The 18,204-nt window shown below is 61.1% G+C and carries 15 protein-coding genes; 13 read left to right on the top strand and 2 right to left on the bottom strand.

The window, feature by feature from the left end; all coding sequences use genetic code 11:
* The first annotated feature begins 170 nt into the window (after positions 1–170).
* The 7 genes from BUC04_RS17285 (at position 171) to yciA (ending at position 8,681) form a co-directional block, all read left to right on the top strand.
* Positions 171–1,454 carry an efflux RND transporter periplasmic adaptor subunit gene (locus BUC04_RS17285; protein WP_067660856.1) on the top strand — a complete coding sequence of 428 codons (1,284 nt, stop codon included), beginning with the start codon at positions 171–173 and terminating at the stop codon, positions 1,452–1,454.
* Positions 1,451–4,606: an efflux RND transporter permease subunit gene (locus BUC04_RS17280; protein WP_067660859.1), complete on the top strand. Its 3,156-nt coding sequence runs from the start codon at positions 1,451–1,453 to the stop codon at positions 4,604–4,606. The genes BUC04_RS17285 and BUC04_RS17280 overlap by 4 nt, the downstream gene beginning before the upstream one ends.
* A 136-nt stretch (positions 4,607–4,742) precedes the next feature.
* Positions 4,743–5,345, top strand: coding sequence for a DUF924 family protein (locus BUC04_RS17275; RefSeq protein ID WP_067660862.1), 603 nt, complete (start codon positions 4,743–4,745; stop codon positions 5,343–5,345).
* Positions 5,346–5,388: 43 nt separating this feature from the next.
* On the top strand, positions 5,389–5,979 hold the full coding sequence (locus BUC04_RS17270; protein WP_067660865.1) for an SOS response-associated peptidase: 591 nt from the start codon (positions 5,389–5,391) through the stop codon (positions 5,977–5,979).
* A gap of 76 nt (positions 5,980–6,055) precedes the next feature.
* Positions 6,056–6,880, top strand: coding sequence for a mechanosensitive ion channel family protein (locus BUC04_RS17265; protein ID WP_067660868.1), 825 nt, complete (start codon positions 6,056–6,058; stop codon positions 6,878–6,880).
* Positions 6,881–7,260: 380 nt separating this feature from the next.
* Entirely contained in the window at positions 7,261–8,277 is a 1,017-nt protein-coding gene (ltaE, locus tag BUC04_RS17260; protein WP_067660873.1) for a low-specificity L-threonine aldolase, read from the top strand.
* A complete protein-coding gene (gene yciA / locus BUC04_RS17255; protein WP_067660875.1) occupies positions 8,274–8,681 on the top strand; it encodes an acyl-CoA thioester hydrolase YciA in 408 nt (135 codons plus the stop codon). The genes ltaE and yciA overlap by 4 nt, the downstream gene beginning before the upstream one ends.
* 51 nt (positions 8,682–8,732) lie before the next feature.
* Here the strand turns inward: yciA and BUC04_RS17250 are convergent, their stop codons facing one another.
* Positions 8,733–9,287: a DUF4136 domain-containing protein gene (locus tag BUC04_RS17250; protein WP_067660878.1), complete on the bottom strand. Its 555-nt coding sequence runs from the start codon at positions 9,285–9,287 to the stop codon at positions 8,733–8,735.
* Positions 9,288–9,604: 317 nt separating this feature from the next.
* On the opposite strand from BUC04_RS17250, the gene yciH reads away from it, so the two are divergent.
* The 3 genes from yciH to ruvX are packed head-to-tail and all read left to right on the top strand — an operon-like array spanning position 9,605 to position 10,938.
* On the top strand, positions 9,605–9,934 hold the full coding sequence (yciH, locus tag BUC04_RS17245) for a stress response translation initiation inhibitor YciH (protein ID WP_067660881.1): 330 nt from the start codon (positions 9,605–9,607) through the stop codon (positions 9,932–9,934).
* A gap of 27 nt (positions 9,935–9,961) precedes the next feature.
* A complete protein-coding gene (locus tag BUC04_RS17240; RefSeq protein WP_067660884.1) occupies positions 9,962–10,525 on the top strand; it encodes a YqgE/AlgH family protein in 564 nt (187 codons plus the stop codon).
* Positions 10,522–10,938, top strand: coding sequence for a Holliday junction resolvase RuvX (ruvX, locus tag BUC04_RS17235; protein ID WP_067660891.1), 417 nt, complete (start codon positions 10,522–10,524; stop codon positions 10,936–10,938). The genes BUC04_RS17240 and ruvX overlap by 4 nt, the downstream gene beginning before the upstream one ends.
* Positions 10,939–11,362: 424 nt before the next feature.
* On the opposite strand, the gene BUC04_RS17230 is transcribed toward ruvX, so the two are convergent.
* On the bottom strand, positions 11,363–12,652 hold the full coding sequence (locus tag BUC04_RS17230; RefSeq protein ID WP_067663873.1) for an NAD(P)/FAD-dependent oxidoreductase: 1,290 nt from the start codon (positions 12,650–12,652) through the stop codon (positions 11,363–11,365).
* Between the two features lie 550 nt (positions 12,653–13,202).
* Here BUC04_RS17230 and BUC04_RS17225 point away from each other — a divergent pair.
* From BUC04_RS17225 to BUC04_RS17215, 3 genes are all read left to right on the top strand, one after another.
* Positions 13,203–15,809 (top strand): TonB-dependent receptor, encoded by a 2,607-nt coding sequence (locus BUC04_RS17225; RefSeq protein WP_067663870.1) that lies wholly within the window; start codon positions 13,203–13,205, stop codon positions 15,807–15,809.
* Between the two features lie 114 nt (positions 15,810–15,923).
* Complete coding sequence (locus BUC04_RS17220) at positions 15,924–16,634, top strand: SapC family protein (protein WP_067663868.1); 711 nt, start codon at positions 15,924–15,926, stop codon at positions 16,632–16,634.
* A 6-nt stretch (positions 16,635–16,640) separates the two neighbouring features.
* Positions 16,641–18,179 carry a tryptophan halogenase family protein gene (locus tag BUC04_RS17215; protein WP_067663865.1) on the top strand — a complete coding sequence of 513 codons (1,539 nt, stop codon included), beginning with the start codon at positions 16,641–16,643 and terminating at the stop codon, positions 18,177–18,179.
* Positions 18,180–18,204: the final 25 nt, after the last annotated feature.

The raw sequence follows: 18,204 nt of genomic DNA, 5'->3' as shown, positions 1-18,204 counted from the left end.
TCGGAACGGGGTGATCCCGTTCCGATTTTTCAACTCCAACCCGCTCTCTTCGATAGCTTTTCCCTCTTTGGTACAGGATCTGCCACGTACAATGCCCGGGATAAATCCCGCTGCGCGATATCTGGCCGTCCCCGCGGCCTTTGGCGCCTGTGCTGACAAAGAGTGAAACCATGAGTTCAACCCCGAAAAAACGCTGGCTGCCTATCGGCATCGCCCTGGGTGTACTGTGCCTGGTGGCCGCGGTGATGCTGCGCCCCAAGGCACCGGTTAACGAGTCTTATGATCGAGCCCGCCTGGTTGAGGTGATGCCACTGGAGCGCGCGCCACTGGCGCCGGAGATCAGCGCCTTTGGCCGGGTTGAGCCCAAGCGGGTGTGGCAGGCGGTAGCGGAGCTGGGTGGACCGGTGCGCTACCGTAATCCTCAGCTGGAAGCCGGGCGTCTGCTGCCCAAGGGCGCCCTGCTGCTGGAGATCGAGCCGCTGGAGTTTGAGCTGCGACTGGCCCAGGCCCGGGCGGATCGCAACGCTGCGGCGGCGCAGCTGACCCGGCTGAGCCAGAACGAGAACAACCTGCAGGCCAGCCTGGAGCTGGAGCAGGGGCGTCTGCAGCTGACCCAGGCGGAGACCGAGCGCAAGCAGTCGCTCAAGCAGCGCAGCCTGATCTCCGACTCCGAGCTGGACAACCAACAGCAATCGCTGCTGGCCCAGCGCAAGCTGGTGCAGGAGCTGGAGAACCAGTTGCAACTGCTGCCCGACGACCGCCAGGTAGCCCAGGCCCAGCTGAAGGTGGCCGAGGCCTCGGTGGCGGATGCCGAGCGGCGCCTGAGCCAGACCCGTGTGACCATGCCCTTTGACGGCCGCGTGGCGGAGGTCAGTGTGGAGACCGGCCAGGTGGTCTCAGCCAACCAGGTGATGGTGACGCTGCATGGCATCGACCAGATGGAGATCGAGGTGGCGGTAGCGCTGCACGATATGCAGCGCCTGCTGGGCAGCCATTCCGAAGACGCCCTGCGCAACCGGGCGCTGTCGTTGCAGGCCGAGGTCCAGCTCGACAGCGGTGAACTCAGCGTCAACTGGGATGCCGAGGTGGTGCGGATCCGCGAGTCGGTGGATCCCAACCAGGCCACCGTTGGCGTGGTGCTGCTGGTGAAGCAGGATTATCAGCAACTGGATCTGGCCCAACGGCCGCCGCTGGTGAAGGATCTGTTTGTCACTGCTCGCATCCGTGGCCCGGAGCGTGAACAGGTTGTGGTACCCAGCCGCGCCCTGCGCGGTGAGCGACTCTACCTGATGGACCAGCAATCTCGCCTGCGCATTGAGCCGGTGGAGGTGCTTTACCGCCGGGGCGACCAGGTGGCGGTGCGTGGCGCACTGCCCTCGGATGTTGACCTGGTGCTCAATGACCTGCTGCCGGCGGTGCCGGGGATGCTGTTGCGTACGGAGGCGGAGCAATGATCCGCTACTTTGTCCGCCACCCCACCGCGGCCAACCTGCTGATGGGGTTGCTGCTGATGGTGGGGCTGCTGAGCATCGGCAGCGTCAAACGGGATACTTTCCCGGAGTTCAAGTTCAACTACATCGGTGCCACCGTAGTTTACCCCGGCGCGACCCCCTTCCAGGCGGAGCAGAATCTCTGTCTGCGGATGGAGGATGCGGTGGATGGCCTCTCCAATATCCGTGAGATGACCTGTCAGGCCAGCGAGGGCCTTGCCAGCCTGCGCCTGAAGATCGACGACAAGGCAGACATGACCCGGATGCTGGTGGATGTCCAGACCCGGATCCGCGCCATCAAGGACTTTCCCAGCGAGATTGAGCCTCCGGTGGTGGAGGAGCTGGAGTGGACCGAGCCTGTGATCGACGTGGCCATCGCCGCGGATCTGTCGATGCCGGAACTCAAGGCCTACGCCGAGGATCTCAAGCGGCGGATGAAGCTGCAGACCGGGGTGGCGCTTATCAACGTGGCCGGCTTCTCCAACCACCTGCTGCGGGTGGAGCTGGATGAGGTGGCGCTGCGCCGCCACGGCCTGTCGGTCAATGATGTCGCCACCACCGTGCGCCAGCAAAACGTGATGATGCCGGCGGGCAACCTGGAGCTGGCGGATCGCAACCTGATGCTGCGCTTCGACCAGCGCCAGGTGACCCCCCGCGGCCTCGGCCAGCTGGTGGTGGCCGCCAGCCCCGATGGTGCCCAGGTAACCCTGGCGGAGATCGCCACCATCACCGATACCTTCGAGCTGGAAGAGTCCAAGATCCTGTTCGACGACAAGCTGTCGGCGGCGTTGAAGATCAGCAAGAACAAGTCGGAAGACGCCATGCGGGTCAAGGAGAAGGTAGCGGCCTTTATCGAGGCTGAGCAGCTGCGTGCCCCTGACGGGGTGCAGCTGGTGCTCTCCAACGACCTCTCCTCGCTGGTGAAAGACCGGCTCAACATGATGGTCAACAACGGCCTGCAGGGGATCCTGCTGGTGTTCGCCGTAATGTGGCTGTTCTTCTCCCTGCGCTACTCCTTCTGGGTTGCCGCGGGCCTGCCGGTCTCCTTCCTTGGTGCCATCTACATGATGTCGGTGCTGGGGATCTCCATCAATATCATGTCCCTGGTCGCGCTGTTGATGGCCATCGGTATCCTGATGGACGATGCCATCGTGATCTCCGAGTCCATCGCCGCCCATATCGAGAAGGGGCTTGGCATCGACGAGGCGGTCACCCAGGGGGTGAAGAAGGTGTTCCCCGGGGTGCTCTCCAGCTACCTCACCACCATCTGTATCTTCGGTGGCATGCTGTTTCTCGATGGCCAGATGGGAGCGGTGCTGGGGGATGTGCCCAAGGTGCTGCTGCTGGTGCTCTCCATCTCGCTGCTGGAGGCCTTCCTGATCCTGCCGGCTCACCTGGCTCACTCCATGCACAAGCAGAAACAGCGCGAGGCCCGCCGGGCCCAGTTGATCGCCGAAGGCAAGCCGGTACCCAAGCAGCGCCTGGTGCGCCTGCAGCGGGCCAAGGCTCGGTTTGGCGAACGCTTCGAGGCGTTTCGCAATGAGCGGCTGGTGACCGCGGTACGCTGGGCGGTACAGCGTCGTTACGCGGTATTCGGTGGGGTGATCGGCCTGCTGTTTGCCTCTATTGCCCTGTTGGCTGGCGGTGCGGTCAAGTTCAGCGCCTTTCCTGAGCTGGATGGCGATGTGGCCGAGGCGCGCATCATCCTGCCGCCGGGGGCACCGCTGCACCGGACCGAGGCGGTCGCCAGCCAGATCAGCGACGCTGCCGAGCGCGTCGCCCAGCGCTACAGCGAGCAGTTCGAGGGCGGTGAGCCGCTGATCTTGCACCGAGCGGAGCAGTTCAACTTCAACGTGGATGCCGGTGAATCCGGCCCTCATGTGGCCACGGTGAGGCTGGACCTGCGCAGCGCCGAGATCCGCCAGAGCCGTATCGAGGATTTCCTGGCGGACTGGCGCACCGAGGTGGGTGAGCTGGCGGAGCCGATCTCCCTGGTGTTCAGCCAGCCGATGCACGGCCCCGGCGGCCGCGCCATTGAGCTGCGCATCCGCGGCGATGACCTGGAGGAGCTTAAGGCAGTATCGGTGGCGGTCCAGCAGTACCTCGGTCAGTTCAATGGCGTCCACAATCTGCTGGACAACATGCGTCCGGGTAAGGATGAACTGCTGATCACCCTGCGCCCCGGTGCGGAGAGCTTTGGCCTGACCGGCCAGATGGTGGCCAGTCAGCTGCGGGGTGCCTACTACGGCAATCTGGCGGATGAGATCCAGCTGGGGCCGGAGAACCTGCGGGTGATGGTTCAGCTCGACCGCAGCCAGGCGGCGGATCTGGAGTCACTGGCCCGCTTCCCGGTGTTCCTGGCGGATGGCAGTCAGCTGCCCCTGGCCAGTGTGGCGGATCTAAGCTGGCAGCGCGGCTACGTGCGGATCCAGCGATTCGAGGGGCTACGCACCATCACGGTGTTTGGCAGTGTCGATAGCCGGGTGGCTAACGCCTCGGACATCAACCGCCAGCTGATGCAGGAGGCGTTGCCTGAGATCCGGGCCCAGTACCCCAATGTCAGCTTTGGCTTCGAGGGCCAGGCCAAGGAGACCCAGGAGACCGGGGATTCGATGAAGCGTGGCTTTATCCTGGGTCTGTTCGGGATCTACGCCATCCTCAGCCTGCAGTTCCGCAGCTACAAGGAGCCGGCGGTGGTGATGATTGCCATCCCGCTGGCGCTGATCGGCGTACTCTGGGGACACTGGCTGACCGGTTACGATCTGTCGATGCCCTCCATCATGGGCTTCATCTCCCTATCCGGGGTGGTGGTGAACGACTCGATCCTGCTGGTGCAGTACATCCGCCACCATATGGAGCGGGGAGAGCAGGTGCTGGACGCCGTGGTAGAGGCCAGCCGGGAGCGCTTCCGTGCGGTGTTCCTCACCTCGCTGACCACCGCCGCCGGACTGCTGCCGCTGCTGATGGAGCCGAGCCTGCAGGCCCAGGTGGTCAAGCCGATGGTGGTCTCCATCGTGTTCGGGATCTTTGCCTCCACCCTGCTGGTGCTGTTCATGATCCCCTGCGCCTACGCCATCATGTCGGATCGGGGGTGGCTGCGCCGAGAGGTGCACTAACGCCAGCCGGTAATGACAAGCCCGCCTACGAGCGGGCTTGTTTGTTTCTGCCACAGGCCACAATTTCGCCGCTTTGGCTTTCCTTTAGCGCCGGGCATAGGCAGGATAGGGCAGGGTGCGATTAAGAGTTAAGTCGATGGATATCAACCATGTAATCGATTTTTGGTTCGGCCGTCTGGACTCGGAAGGTCTGCCGGTGGAGCCCATGAACAAGCTGTGGTTCGGCGCCAGTGAGCTGACCGACAGTGCCATCCGTCTGCACTTTGGCAAGCTGCATCGCCAGGCGGTGGAGGGTGAGCTGGGCCACTGGCTGCAAAGTGCCGAGGGGCGCCTGGCCCTGATCATCCTGCTGGATCAGTTCAGTCGTAACATCTTCCGCGGCAAGGCGGAGGCCTTTGCCTACGATGCGACGGCGCTGGCGCTGTGCAAGCAGGGTATCGAGCTGGGCCTGGACAAGCAGTTGGCGCTCAGTCAGCGCCTGTTCTTCTATATGCCGCTGCAGCACTCCGAGCAGTTGGAGGATCAGTTGATCGGCGTGGCGATGCTGGAGCGGATGATGGCGGGGCTCAGCGGTCCGGCCCGTGAGCAGGTAGCCAGTACGCTACGCTTCCAAAAGGCCCATCTTGAGATCATCGAGCGCTTTGGCCGCTTCCCCCACCGCAACGCGGTACTGGGGCGACGGGAGAGCGAGGAGGAGCGCGCCTACCTGGCCCAGGGTGGCGCCCGCTTCGGCCAGTAGCTTAAGCCCGTAATTCCGATCAGCCGCCAGCCTGGAGCAGCCCATGTGTGGCCAGTTTGCGTTAAACCCTGTCGACTACGACACCCGCACCCAGGTGGGGGTCGACCAGGGCAGCTTCAAACTGAGCGGCAGCCCCAGGATCTACCCCACGGACACCATTGCTGTTATCCACCAGCAGCAGGGCCGTATTCAATGCAGCGGCCTGCGCTGGGGACTGGATACCGAATTCCTCTCCCGTCCGGTGATCAACGCCCGCAGTGAGACCGTGGCGGAGAAGCCGCTGTTTCGTACCGCCCTTGCCGGCTTTCGCTGTTTGCTGCCGATGTCCGCCTGGTTTGAGTGGCGCAAAGAGGGTGTGAGCAAGGTGGGTTACCGCTTCGAGCCGCAGGCGCTGATGAACGTGGCCGGGATCGCCTGGCCCCCCAGCTCCGAGCGACCCCAGGGCGCGGTGGTGATGCTCACCACAGCCGCCGAGGGCAGTGTCAGCCACTATCACCACCGCATGCCGCTTATTCTGCCTGCCCAGCAGGCACAGGCGTGGCTGCAGGCCCCTGATGTGCCCGCGGCCAGCCTGCCGGACTTAACCATCTCTCCAATGGATAAAAATCAGCCATACCAGGCGAATTTGTTTTAATAATCAGCTACATTTCCATACGTTAACCCCTTTAAATAACAGCCGGTGGGATGCACCCACTATCAAGGAGGAAGTAATGGAGATGTTCTCAGGCTGGATTGAGCAGGCGCCGGATCTGATCGTGATCTACGGCACCAAGCTGGTGGTGGCTGTTCTTATCTTTATCGTCGGTCGCTGGATTGCCAAAGGGTTCTCCGCCCTGGTGCGCAAGAACCTGTCCGCCCGGGATGTGGATGCCACCGTGGTGGGCTTTATCGGCAATATCGTCAGTGCCCTGGTGATGGCGATCACCCTGGTGGCGGTGTTGGGCCAGCTGGGGGTACAGACCGCCTCCATCGTTGCGGTACTCGGTGCCGCCGGCCTGGCGGTCGGCCTGGCCCTGCAGGGCTCGCTGTCCAACTTCGCCTCCGGTGTGCTGCTGGTGGCCTTTCGCCCCTTCAAGGCCGGTGATTTCGTTGAGGCGGCAGGGATCGCCGGGGTGATAAAGGAGATCTCCATCTTCTCCACCACCTTTGTTACCCCGGACAACAAGCGCATCGTCGCCCCTAACAAGGCGGTGATGGATGGGGTGATCATCAACTACAGCGCCATGGACACCCGCCGCATCGACATGGTGGTCGGGGTCTCCTACGATGCGGACTTGAAGCAGACCCGCGAGGTGATCGAGCGGGTGATTAGCGCCGAGAGCCGGGTGCTGGCGGAGCCTGCCCCCACCGTGGAAGTGGCAGAGCTGGCCGACTCCTCGGTCAACTTCGTGGTACGCCCCTGGGTGGCTACCGATGACTACTGGCCGACCCAGTTCGCCCTGAACCAGGCGATCAAAGAGGCACTGGATGATGCCGGTATCGGCATTCCCTATCCGCAGATGGATCTGCACGTGCAGCAGATCCCCAAGGCCTAGTCCGCAACGGCAAACAACAAAAAGCCCACCTTATGGTGGGCTTTTGGCGTTACAGCCAGGCGTTGATCTTGGGCTTGGCCGGGTAGCGGCGCTGCAGCGCAATCGCAGCCAGCGGAGAGAGGGTAACCATCAGGCTCAACATGGCGAGACTCCTTTTCGGCGGCCGGAGATCCAGGGCGGTGCTAACTCGAACCCCAATAACCCGGCTGTTGCATGACTTTGTTTGTTGCGATGCATTATCCATGGCAGAAAGGCCGAGGTAAAACGGCGAAAATCCCACTTCGCATGAATCAGATTTGTTCAAAATTGTATTAATACCCTGTCAGGTCAGTTCTGATACCCTAAAGCCACTTTTGCCATTCAACGAACCTGTCTAATCGATGTTTGATTTCCGCTCCGATACCGTGACCCAACCCACCGAGGCGATGCGCCGTGCCATGGCCCAGGCTGAGGTCGGCGATGACGTCTACGGTGATGACCCCACCGTCAATGCGCTTGAGGCCCAGGCGGCCGAGATGGCTGGCTTTGAGGCGGCGCTGTTCACCTCCTCCGGCACCCAGGCCAACCTGCTGGCGCTGATGGCCCATTGCCAGCGGGGGGATGAGTATCTCTGTGGTCAGCAGGCCCATAACTACAAGTATGAAGGGGGCGGTGCCGCGGTACTGGGATCGATCCAGCCTCAGCCCATCGACAACGAGGCGGATGGCAGCCTGGATCTGGGCAAGCTCAAGGGCGCTATCAAGGCGGACGATATCCACTTTGCCCGCACCCGGCTTATTAGCCTGGAGAACACCATTGGTGGCAAGGTGTTGCCAATGCCCTACCTGGCCCAGGCTCAACAGTTTGCCTTTGAGCAGGGGCTGAAGCTGCACCTGGACGGTGCCCGGGTATTCAATGCGGTGGTGGACCAGGGGGTGACCCTGGCGGACATCGCCCAGTACTTTGATTCTTTCACCATCTGCCTGTCCAAAGGGCTGGCGGCCCCGGTGGGTTCCTTGCTGGTGGGGGATGAGGCACTGATCCAGCGCGCCCGTCGCTGGCGCAAGGTACTTGGCGGTGGCATGCGCCAGGCCGGTATCCTCGCTGCCGCGGGTCAGCTGGCCCTGACCGAGCAGGTAGAGCGCCTGGCTGAGGACCACGACAACGCCCAGCGTCTGGCCGAGGGGCTCAGTGCCCTGCGTGGGGTTGAGGTAGACAGCCGCCACACCAACATGGTGTTTGCCCAGTTCCGTTACCCTGATCTGGCCCGGTTGCAGGCTCATCTGGCTGACGATGGTATCAAGGCCACGCTGAACGCCGATGCGATAAGCCGCCTGGTGCTGCATAAGGACATCCCGGCAGCCGGAGTGGAGGCGCTGCTGCAGAGCCTGTCCCGTTTCGAGGGGGGACAGGCATGAGCCGAGAACAGCACCATCCAGAGCCGGAAGGTGAGCTGCTGCTGCGCACCCTGGCCATGCCGGCGGACACCAACGCCAACGGTGATATCTTCGGTGGCTGGATCATGTCGCAGATGGACATCGCCGGCGGTCTGCTGGCCAAGCAGGTCAGCCGCGGCCGAACCTGCACCGTGTCTGTCGAGGGGATGACCTTCCATCGCCCGGTGGCGGTTGGGGACGCGGTCTGCGTCTACGGCCAGCTCAGCCGTCGTGGCCGTACCTCGATGCAGATCGCACTGGAGGTGTGGGTACGACCCATCACCGACGGCTCGGACGATCATTACTGCGTCACCGAGGCGCTGTTCAACTACGTAGCGATCGACGACAACGGCCGTCCCCGGCCACTGCCGCCGCTAGAGGCATAAAAAAACGCCCGGCATTGCCGGGCATTTTTTGTTGCTGCTGTCCGTCGCCAATCACTGCGGCGGGAACTGCTCCATGATGGCGGAGACCACCTCGTTGACCTGCTCGGTCCGCTGGGCCGGGGTCTGGTTCTGCTTCAGGGTATCGGTGCCACTGCCGCGCCAGATCAGGGTGCGATTCTCGTTGTCCACTAGGTCGATCAGCAGGGTGCCCTCCTGGTACTCACGCACCCGGGTGTCAGCCCGCACGCCAGCGTGGAAGGGGTAGCGACCGTAGTAATAGGGGTGATAGCCAAAGCTCGAGTAGAAGGTGTCGACATTAACCTTCTTCTCAATCTTGGTCAGGTAGTTAACCAGGATATCGGCGTCTGCAGCATCGACCTGGCTCAGTCCCTTGCTCTGCAGCGTGTTGGTGATGGCGTTGCGTACCCGCTGGTCCATCAGTCCATCCATGTGGTACTGGTCGTCGCCGGTGACCTCGCTCTTCTCAACCCATGCCCAGGTTTTGAGGTTGCTGAACTGGGTGGAGGTATCGTAATCGGAATCGGTCTGGATAGTGCTGCATCCAGCCAGCATCAGTGCCGCGGCCATTGCGAAAAGCTTCTTCATGGGACTTACCTTATACCTGCGTCAGGTTGTTAATCATAAGACCTTCCCGGGCGAAAAATTGTTCCAGCCCTCTAGTGTTCCAGCCCTATACTGGTGGGGATTGGTCACCATTACTCTTATCGTGCCAGCGTCGACACGGTGAGAAAAGAGCCAGATTCAGCAACCTGCATCTTTTTTCGGTTTGCATCAGGTGCAGTACAGCATTGTTTAGCTTACTGAATCCAGTCGCTTTTTGCCCATTTACCCGGGCCTGACTGCAAGCCGGACTCGAGCATCTGGTACAATCCCTCCCCCTCTGTACGTAAAGGTGGCCAAGAATGATTTCTAAATTTGATTCCGAACTGGTTTACAGCACCGATGGCGGCCGTATCAACAGCGAGAAGGCCCCGGTCGAGGTGCCTCAAGGGGACGGCATCGTGCGCATCAAGATGGAGCGCAAGGGACGCAAGGGCAAAGGCGCCATGGTGGTGACCGGCCTGGGTCTGGATGCCAAGGCGCTGAAAACCATGGCGGCAGAACTGAAGAAGAAGATGGGTTGTGGCGGCGCCGTAAAGGGTTTCGATATCGAGATCCAGGGCGATAATCGTGAACAGCTCAAAGGCCTGTTGGAGAGCAAGGGCCTGAAAGTGAAGCTGGCGGGTGGCTAAGACCATCATCGCCCAAGGAGGTTGACCATGAACAGCCTGGAGCACCATCTGCTGATCGCCATGCCGTCGCTGCAGGACCCCTTCTTTGCCCGCACCGTGACCTATTTGTGTGAGCATAACGATGAGGGTGCCATGGGCTTAATCATCAATCAGCCGGTGGACATTACCCTGGACGCCCTGCTGCGCAAGATGTCGGTCAAGGGCAAGGACTTTGAGCTGCCGCAAGGGCTGGAAAACCTGGTGTTGATGGGGGGGCCGGTTAACCCGGAGCGCGGCTTTGTGCTGCACACCGCGATAGAGGGGCTGGATCAGAGCCACCCCTTGCCGGACGACCTGATGATCACCACCAGCCGGGATGTGCTGGGCACCTTCGGTGGCGAGCGCCAGCCCAATCAGTCTCTGGTGGCCCTGGGCTATGCTGGCTGGAGCGCCGGGCAACTAGAGCAGGAGCTGGCGGACAACGCCTGGCTGACCATTCCAGCAGAGCTGGACCTGATGTTTGATATTCCGCTGGATCAGCGTTGGCAAGAGGCCACTCGGCGGCTTGGCATCGACGTCTGGCAACTCTCCAGCGATGTGGGGCATTCATGAGCACGATCATGGGATTCGATTTTGGCACCAAGAGCATCGGTGTCGCGGTGGGCAACAGCATCACCGGTACCGCCAAGCCCCTGGTGGGGATCAAGGCTCAGGATGGGATCCCCAACTGGGATCAGGTAGAGAAGCTGATCCGTGAGTGGCAACCGGACAAGCTGGTAGTGGGCCTGCCGCTGAACATGGATGGTACTGAGCAGCACGTCACCCGGGCGGCGCGCAAGTTCGCTAATCGGCTGTTTGGTCGCTATGGCATCGAGACCCTGACCCAGGATGAGCGCCTGACCACCACCGATGCCAAGGCCCGACTGTTTGAGCAGGGTGGCTACCGGGCACTGAGCAAGGGGGCGGTAGACGCCCAGTCCGCGGCGGTGATCGTCGAGAGCTACTTCGAGTCGATGTACGGGTAGAGCAGGGACTAGGGAATAGCCTAGGAAGAGCCTAGGAAGAGCCTAGGAAGAGCCTGGGAAGAGCCTGGGAAGAGCCTGGGAAGAGCCTGGGAAGAGCCTGGGAAGAGCCTAGGAAGAGCAGGGACTAGGGCGGGCAAAGCCCTTCTAGGAGCTAGGAAAGACCAGGAAAAGCGTTGACCGTGATGAACTGGCCTTTAGGCTAGCCTGCCTAGCACCTAGCACCTAGCACCTAGCACCTAGCACCTAGCACCTAGCACCTAGCACCTAGCACCTAGCACCTAGCACCTAGCACCTAGCACCTAGCACCTAGCACCTAGCACCTAGCACCTAGCACCTAGCACCTAGCACCTAGCACCTAGCACCTAGCAGCGCGGATCAAAAAAGGAGGCCATAGGCCTCCTTTTTTCGTTGCTGGAGTCTGAGATTACCAGATCTTCAGCTCCGGGCGCATCCAGCGCTGCATGCCGTTGAGCGCCAGCATGAACACGCCCTTCACCGGACCGTGGATCGCCAGCATATGGCGACGGTACAGGGTGGTGTAGACGAAGCGGGCCGGCCAGCCGTGGACGTTCACACCGCCCTTCATAAAGGTGAACATGTTGCCCACGGTGTGGAACTTGGACATGTTCACGAAGCCGCCCAGGTTGTGGTAGACGTAAGGCTTAAGCTCCGCCTTGTCGTCCTTGCGCAGCTTCATCAGGTGGTCACCGATCAGCAGTGCCATCTGGCGGGCGGTCTGGCCCCGCGGCGGGGTGAAGGAGCCGTCCGGCTGCGGACACTCGGCGCAGTCACCGAAGGAGAAGATGCGCGGATCGTCGATGGACTGACAGTTCTGGTGCACCTTGATCTGGTTAGCCTTGTTGGTTTGCAGATCCAGGGTGCTCAGTACCTCGGGGGCCTTCACACCGGCGGCCCAGATCATCAGATCGGCCTGGATGAACTTGCCGCACTTGGTCTTCATCCCTTCGGCGGTCACCTCGGTCACCATGGTGCCGGTGTGGATCTCGATGCCCAGGTCGCGCAACTGGGTGTCCACCGCCTTTTGCAGGCTGTCCTGCTCCAGGCCCGGCATCACCCGGTCGGCTGCCTCAATCAGGTTGACCTTGAGCAGGTCCGGGCTGATCTCGTAGCCGTAGCCGCGCAGGATATCCGCGGCATGGTGCATCTCTGCGGCCATCTCCACCCCGGTGGCACCGGAGCCAACGATGGCGATCTCGAAGTGGTCATGGTCCGGGTTCTTGGCGTACTGCAGGAAGCGGGTCAGGATCTTCTGACGCAGGTCCATCGCCTGGGTGGTCAGGTCGAGGAAGTTACAGTGCTCCTTGACTCCGGGGATGCCAAAGTCGTTGGTGACCGCACCGATGCCCAGCACCAGGTAGTCGTAGTCGATCTGACGCTCTGGCAGCACCTCGATGCCATCCTTGTCGGTCATCGGCGCCAGGATCACCTTGCGGTTGATGCGGTCGATGCCGGACAGGGCACCCTGCTCGAAGCGGTAGCCGGTGTTGGCACCGTGGACGCGGTAATCCACCGCGTTGATCCCTTCGTCCAGGCTGCCGGTAGCCAGCTCGTGCAGCAAAGCCTTCCAGATGTGGTGGTCACAGACGTCTACCAGGGTGATCTCCGCTTTGCCTTTCTTACCCAGCTTGCGGCCGATCTTACCCAGTAGCTCCATCCCACCGGCACCACCGCCGACGACAACGATCTTGGTCATGATTGACTCCATTTATAAGTATTAAAAATTTGTTTCAGCGCCTGCTCAACCTTGACCCTTTGGGTGAGGTCGAGGGAGTTGGGAGACAGAGGGCTCGACGCATTATGCGGAGCAAAATATTGTAGCTTTCTTTCAGTTTGGCGCTGTTGATGGCCAGTTTTGTACGCGAATTCCGGGCAAAAGTTAACTTATTTACGGATTAATTCGTCAAAATTTGGTTCGGATCACCCGTATAAACAATGTGGCTATTCCGCTGCGACGAAAGCGGGAATTTGGTTCATGGTTTCAGGGCCTTGATGAACTCAATTTCAATCAATGACAACCTTGTCATTACATCCTCTCTCCCTGCCTGACTATTGCCTGTTACCTGCCCCTATGTGACAACGAAACCCGCCTGTGATGGGCAGGTTTGTGAAAGGTTAAAAAAATATGTTCAAAAAGTGGCTTTATTAAAAATCCTTGTGTAAGTTAGAAATCATCCATGACAACGCTGTCATTTGCCATGGAACAAGAGTGACAGACGATAACAAACACAAGGAAGGGGATAGTGATGGGACCTGTTCAGTTCAAACGCCATCTTTTGGCCACCTCGGTGGCCACCGTTCTGGGCGCATCTTTACCCGCTGTGGCAGTAGCGGAAGAAGAGGGCGCCTCTGAACAAGTTGAACGCATTGAGGTGCGCGGTATTCGTGCCTCGCAACAAGCCAACCTGAACGCCAAGCGTTTCTCCAATAGCGTCATCGATGTGGTGACCGCCGAGGACATTGGTAAGTTTCCGGATCGCAACGTGGCAGAGTCGCTGCAACGTATCCCCGGTGTCACCATTCAGCGCCAGTTCGGTGAGGGGGCCTCGGTCTCCATCCGTGGCGCCGGTGACGACCTGACCCTGACCACCCTGAACGGTCAGAACGTCGCCTCCACCGGCTGGTTTGTACTGGAACCGGCCAAGCGCTCCTTTAACTATGAGCTGCTGCCCTCCGAGATCGTTGGCGATCTCGAAGTGTACAAGAGCTCCCAGGCGGACCTGCTGGAAGGCGGTGTCGGTGGTACCGTGGTGGTTAACACCCGTAAGCCGCTGGACCTGGACAAGTACAGTTTCTACGGTTCCGCCGCCGGCCTGTACCAGTCTGACTCCGACAGCTGGGATCCGCAGTACTCCGCCATGGGCAGCTGGAAGAACGATTCCGAAACCTTCGGTGTGATGATCGGCGGTGTCTACCAGGACCGTAACCTGCAGCGCCAGGGTAACGAAGCGTTCTGGGAATGGGGCGCCGGCCCGGTGGCCTTCCAGCAGGATCGTGAGCGCAGTGCCATCACCGCCACCCTGCAGTGGGCCCCCACTGAGCGTTTGAACTTCGTGGTCAACTACATCGACATGCAGATGAAGGCCAACAACACCAACTATGCGTTGTGGCTGACCCAGGCGGATACCTCTTGGGGCTCCTGGGATGAAACCAGCTGGCTGGGTGGTTGTGGCCTGTGTGGTGGCGATGCCCCGGGCCCCGGCTCTGGTACCCAGATCGCCGGTCCGCTCAACGTGGCCTTCTACCAGGCCCGTCCCCGTGAAGCGACCATGGACTCCGATGTGATCGATCTGACCATGGAGTACCAGGGCGATAACTTCGTGTTCGAGTTCCAGGTGGGTGATACCTCCTCCACCGGCGGTACTGACTTTGAGATGGTGGTGGATGACGGCACCGGCGGCACCCCGATCCCCGGCGGCAGCTACGACTTCACCGGTGGTGGCCAGAGCTGGGCCCTGAACGGCTTTGACCTGGCGGGTTACGATCCGGGCAGCCTCAATATGGGCACCGGCTCCGCCTTTAACCGCACCCCCAAGACCGACGACGAAACCTATGTCCAGGGTGACCTGGCCATTCCGGTGGAGCTGGGTTCAATCACCGAGTTCAAGTTCGGTGCTCGCTACGCCAGCCACAAAACCACCAGCCGTCGCTACGACTACATCCAGGACGCCAACTTCAACCCCAGCATCAGCACCGCTGAGGTCAGCGATGGTCGTATCGATGTGGGTGCCGGCGACTACGAGATCTTCAAGGTGGATGCCGAGGCATTGAAGTCCTGGGCCAAGTCCAGCATCGTCGGCGAAACCGAGGATCTGGGTTCCTACTCCGAGATTGAAGAGGACAACCTCGCGGCCTACGTCATGGCCTCATACGACGCCGACGGGCTGCGCGGTAACTTCGGCCTGCGCTACGTCTACACCGAAGCCACCTCCACCTACTACGTGGATGGCATGAAGGGCAGCACGGATGCGGACTACAGCGAGGTTCTGCCGAGCTTTAACGCCGCCTACGACCTGGCTGATGACCTTATCCTGCGCTTCAGTGCGGCCCGGGTAATGGCCCGTCCCCAGTACGTCGACATGTACGTTAACCCGGATGTGCGCGGTGCCAACGATGACCTGCCGGACAACCAGTTCTGGATCGTTGGTAACGTCGGCCTCAAGCCCTTCGTCGCCAACCAGTACGACCTGGGCGTGGAGTGGTACTTCACCGACAGCTCGCTGCTGTCCGCCACCTACTTCCGCAAGGACGTGTCCAACTTCGTGACCATCAAGGAGTCCGGCCCGTTCATGAACGGCGAGGGTGGCATCGACTTTGGCGGCGAGCTGCGTCCGGATGAGATCTACTGGACCAAGCAGGAGAAGAGCAACGGCGAGTCGGCCGAGATCCAGGGCTACGAGTTGCAGTACCAGCAGGATTTCGACAACGGTCTGGGGGCGATTGCCAACTACACCTACACCGACACCGAAACCGACGAGAACACCTTCACCGACATGAACCCGTTCCTGTCCAACAGCTCCAAGCACTCGTACAACCTGACCGGTTACTACGAAAATGATTGGCTGGAACTGCGTCTCTCCTACGCCTGGCGTGACGAGTACATGATCCGTGAGGCGGGCTCCTACGGTAACCGCTTGCACGATGACTTCGGTACCCTGGACCTGTCCGCCCGCTGGAAGGTCACCGACTACCTGGACATCACCCTGGATGCGGTTAACCTCACCGAGGAGAGCTCCAAGCAGTTCGGTAACAACGCGTTCCAGACCGACCTGAGCGGTTTTGCCAATGGCTTCCCGCTGTATGAGTACGAGCTGGCGCGGACCGTGACCGTCGGTGCAGCGGTGCGTTTTTAACCAACTCGTAACCTCAAGCCGAAATCGGACCAAAAAGGGGGCTTAGCCCCCTTTTTTCTGTCCGGGTTCCTCGGTAAGTTAGTGCGGCTAACGATTATAAAAAGGAGTATCCCTATGTCCGCAGCAGCCATCATCCCCCTGCAGAAAGGCAAGCACGCCAACACCAAGATCAAGCAGGACCCCAGCTTCGCTCACGTCAGCGAGCAGCACATCGCCCCGTTGGTGATCCACGAGTTTGTTCAGGCCGCGACGGAATACCCCATCATCTTTGTTAAGAACAGCGAGAGCGGCCAGTTCCAGCCGGTGGTGATGCTGGGCCTCAAGCCCGGTGAGAACCTGTTTGTCGGCGAGCGCTGGAAGGGGATCTACATCCCGGCCAGCATCGGCCACTACCCGCTGATCCTGGTTCCGGATGCGCAAAACCCGGATCAGCTGATGCTGGCGGTCAACGAGAGCAGCGCACTGGTTAACGAGGAAGAGGGCGAGGCCCTGTTCACCGAAGCCGGCGAGCCCACCGCCTTTACTGAAAAGGCCAAGGAGAAGCTGGGTCGTTACCTGGAGTCTGACCAGATCACCCGTGCCTTCGCTCAGCTGATGAACGAGATGGAGCTGTTGACCACCAAGCCGCTGGCGATCCGCCTCAACGGCCAGGAGATCACCCTCAACGGCGTCTACATGGTAGACGAGCAGAAGCTGGCCGAGTTGGAAGATGACAAGTTCATGGATCTGCGTAAGCGCGGTCTGCTGGGCCCCATCTACGCTCACCTGGCTTCCCTGCAGCAGGTGAACCGCCTGGCGCACATGAAAGTGCAGCAGGAAAGCTGATACACCATGACAGGCAACGGACAGATCCGTGAGATCGTGATCGTCGGCGGGGGCACCGCCGGCTGGCTCGCCGCCTGTCATATGGCACGCAAGCATGGCGACAGCGGCTTGCGTGTTACCCTGGTGGAGTCCCCGGATATCGCCACCATTGGCGTCGGCGAGGGCACCGTCCCCGCCATGCGCCAGACCCTGCATTACCTGGGGATCCGGGAAACCGATTTTATCCGCCGCTGCGATGCCACCCTGAAACAGGGGATCCGCTTTGTCGACTGGCGCCATGCGCCCAATGGCACGCAGCGACACCATTACTACCACCCCTTTGATTACCCCGCCATCGACGGCATCGACCCCACCCCCTACTGGCTGCTGTCCGGTCAACCGGGCCGCTACGCCGATGCGGTGGGGGTACAGGCGCAGCTGTGTGATGCGGGCCTGGGGCCCAAGACCCTGGTGGACGCCGAGTTTACCGGCCCCGCCGCCTACGCCTATCACCTGGACGCAGCCAAGTTTGCTGCGCTGCTGACCGAGCACGCCACCGAGCGCTTGGGGGTGGTGCATCGCAAGGCTGAGGTGTTGCAGGTGGAGCTGGGCCAGAACGGTCAGATTGCGGCGCTGCACTGCAGCGATGGCAAGCTCAAGGGGGATCTGTTCGTCGACTGTACCGGCTTTGCCGGGCGCCTGATCGAGGGCTCGCTCAACGTGCCCTGGCGGGACCGCTCCGACACCCTGTTCGTCGATACCGCGCTGGCTATCCAGGTGCCCTATGACGACCCCGAGGCGCCGATTGCCTGCCAGACCATCTCCACCGCAATGCCGGCGGGCTGGATCTGGGACATCGGCCTGACCGGTCGCCGGGGCATTGGCCATGTCTACGCCAGCAGCTACATCCATTGCGACCAGGCGGAGCAGCAGCTGCGTGACTATATTGGCCCTGCCGCCGATGGCCTGGACTGCCGCCGCATACCGATGAAGGTGGGTTACCGCGAGCAGGCCTGGAAGGGCAACTGCGTCGCCATCGGTCTGTCCGGTGGCTTTGTGGAGCCGCTGGAGGCCACCGGCATCCTGCTGTTTGATCTGCTCTCCCGCATGCTGGCGGAGCAGCTGCCGGGCCACCAGGATGAGCTAGGCGCAGTGGCCAACCGGTTTAACCGCCGGGTGAACCACACCTGGGAGCGGGTGATCGATTTTATTAAGCTGCACTACGCCGTCTCAGAGCGGGACGACAGCGCCTTCTGGCGGGACAACCGCGACCCGCAGAGCTGGTCGCAGACGCTGCAGGAGAATCTGGCCCACTGGCGTCATGCCCTGCCCAGCCGCTACGACTTCGCCAGTACCATGGAGGTGTTCAACCTGGAGAACTACCTCTACGTGTTGTACGGCATGGGCTACGACACCCAGCTACTGGCTGAGCGCTTCCCCCATGCCGAGCAGGCAAGGCAGCGGGCGGAGGCGATTGCACGGCGCCATAGCCAGCTCAAATCGCAACTGCTGGGCCATCGGCAGCTCATCAGCCGCATCCAGCAGCACGGCCTGCAAAAGGTATAACCCAACAAAAAGGCGCCATAAGGCG

The sequence above is a fragment of the Ferrimonas marina genome (assembly GCF_900129905.1).
GTDB classification, from domain to species: domain Bacteria; phylum Pseudomonadota; class Gammaproteobacteria; order Enterobacterales; family Shewanellaceae; genus Ferrimonas; species Ferrimonas marina.
The sequence above is the reverse complement of the archived record's forward strand: the minus strand, read 5'-3'. Positions and strand labels throughout refer to the sequence as shown.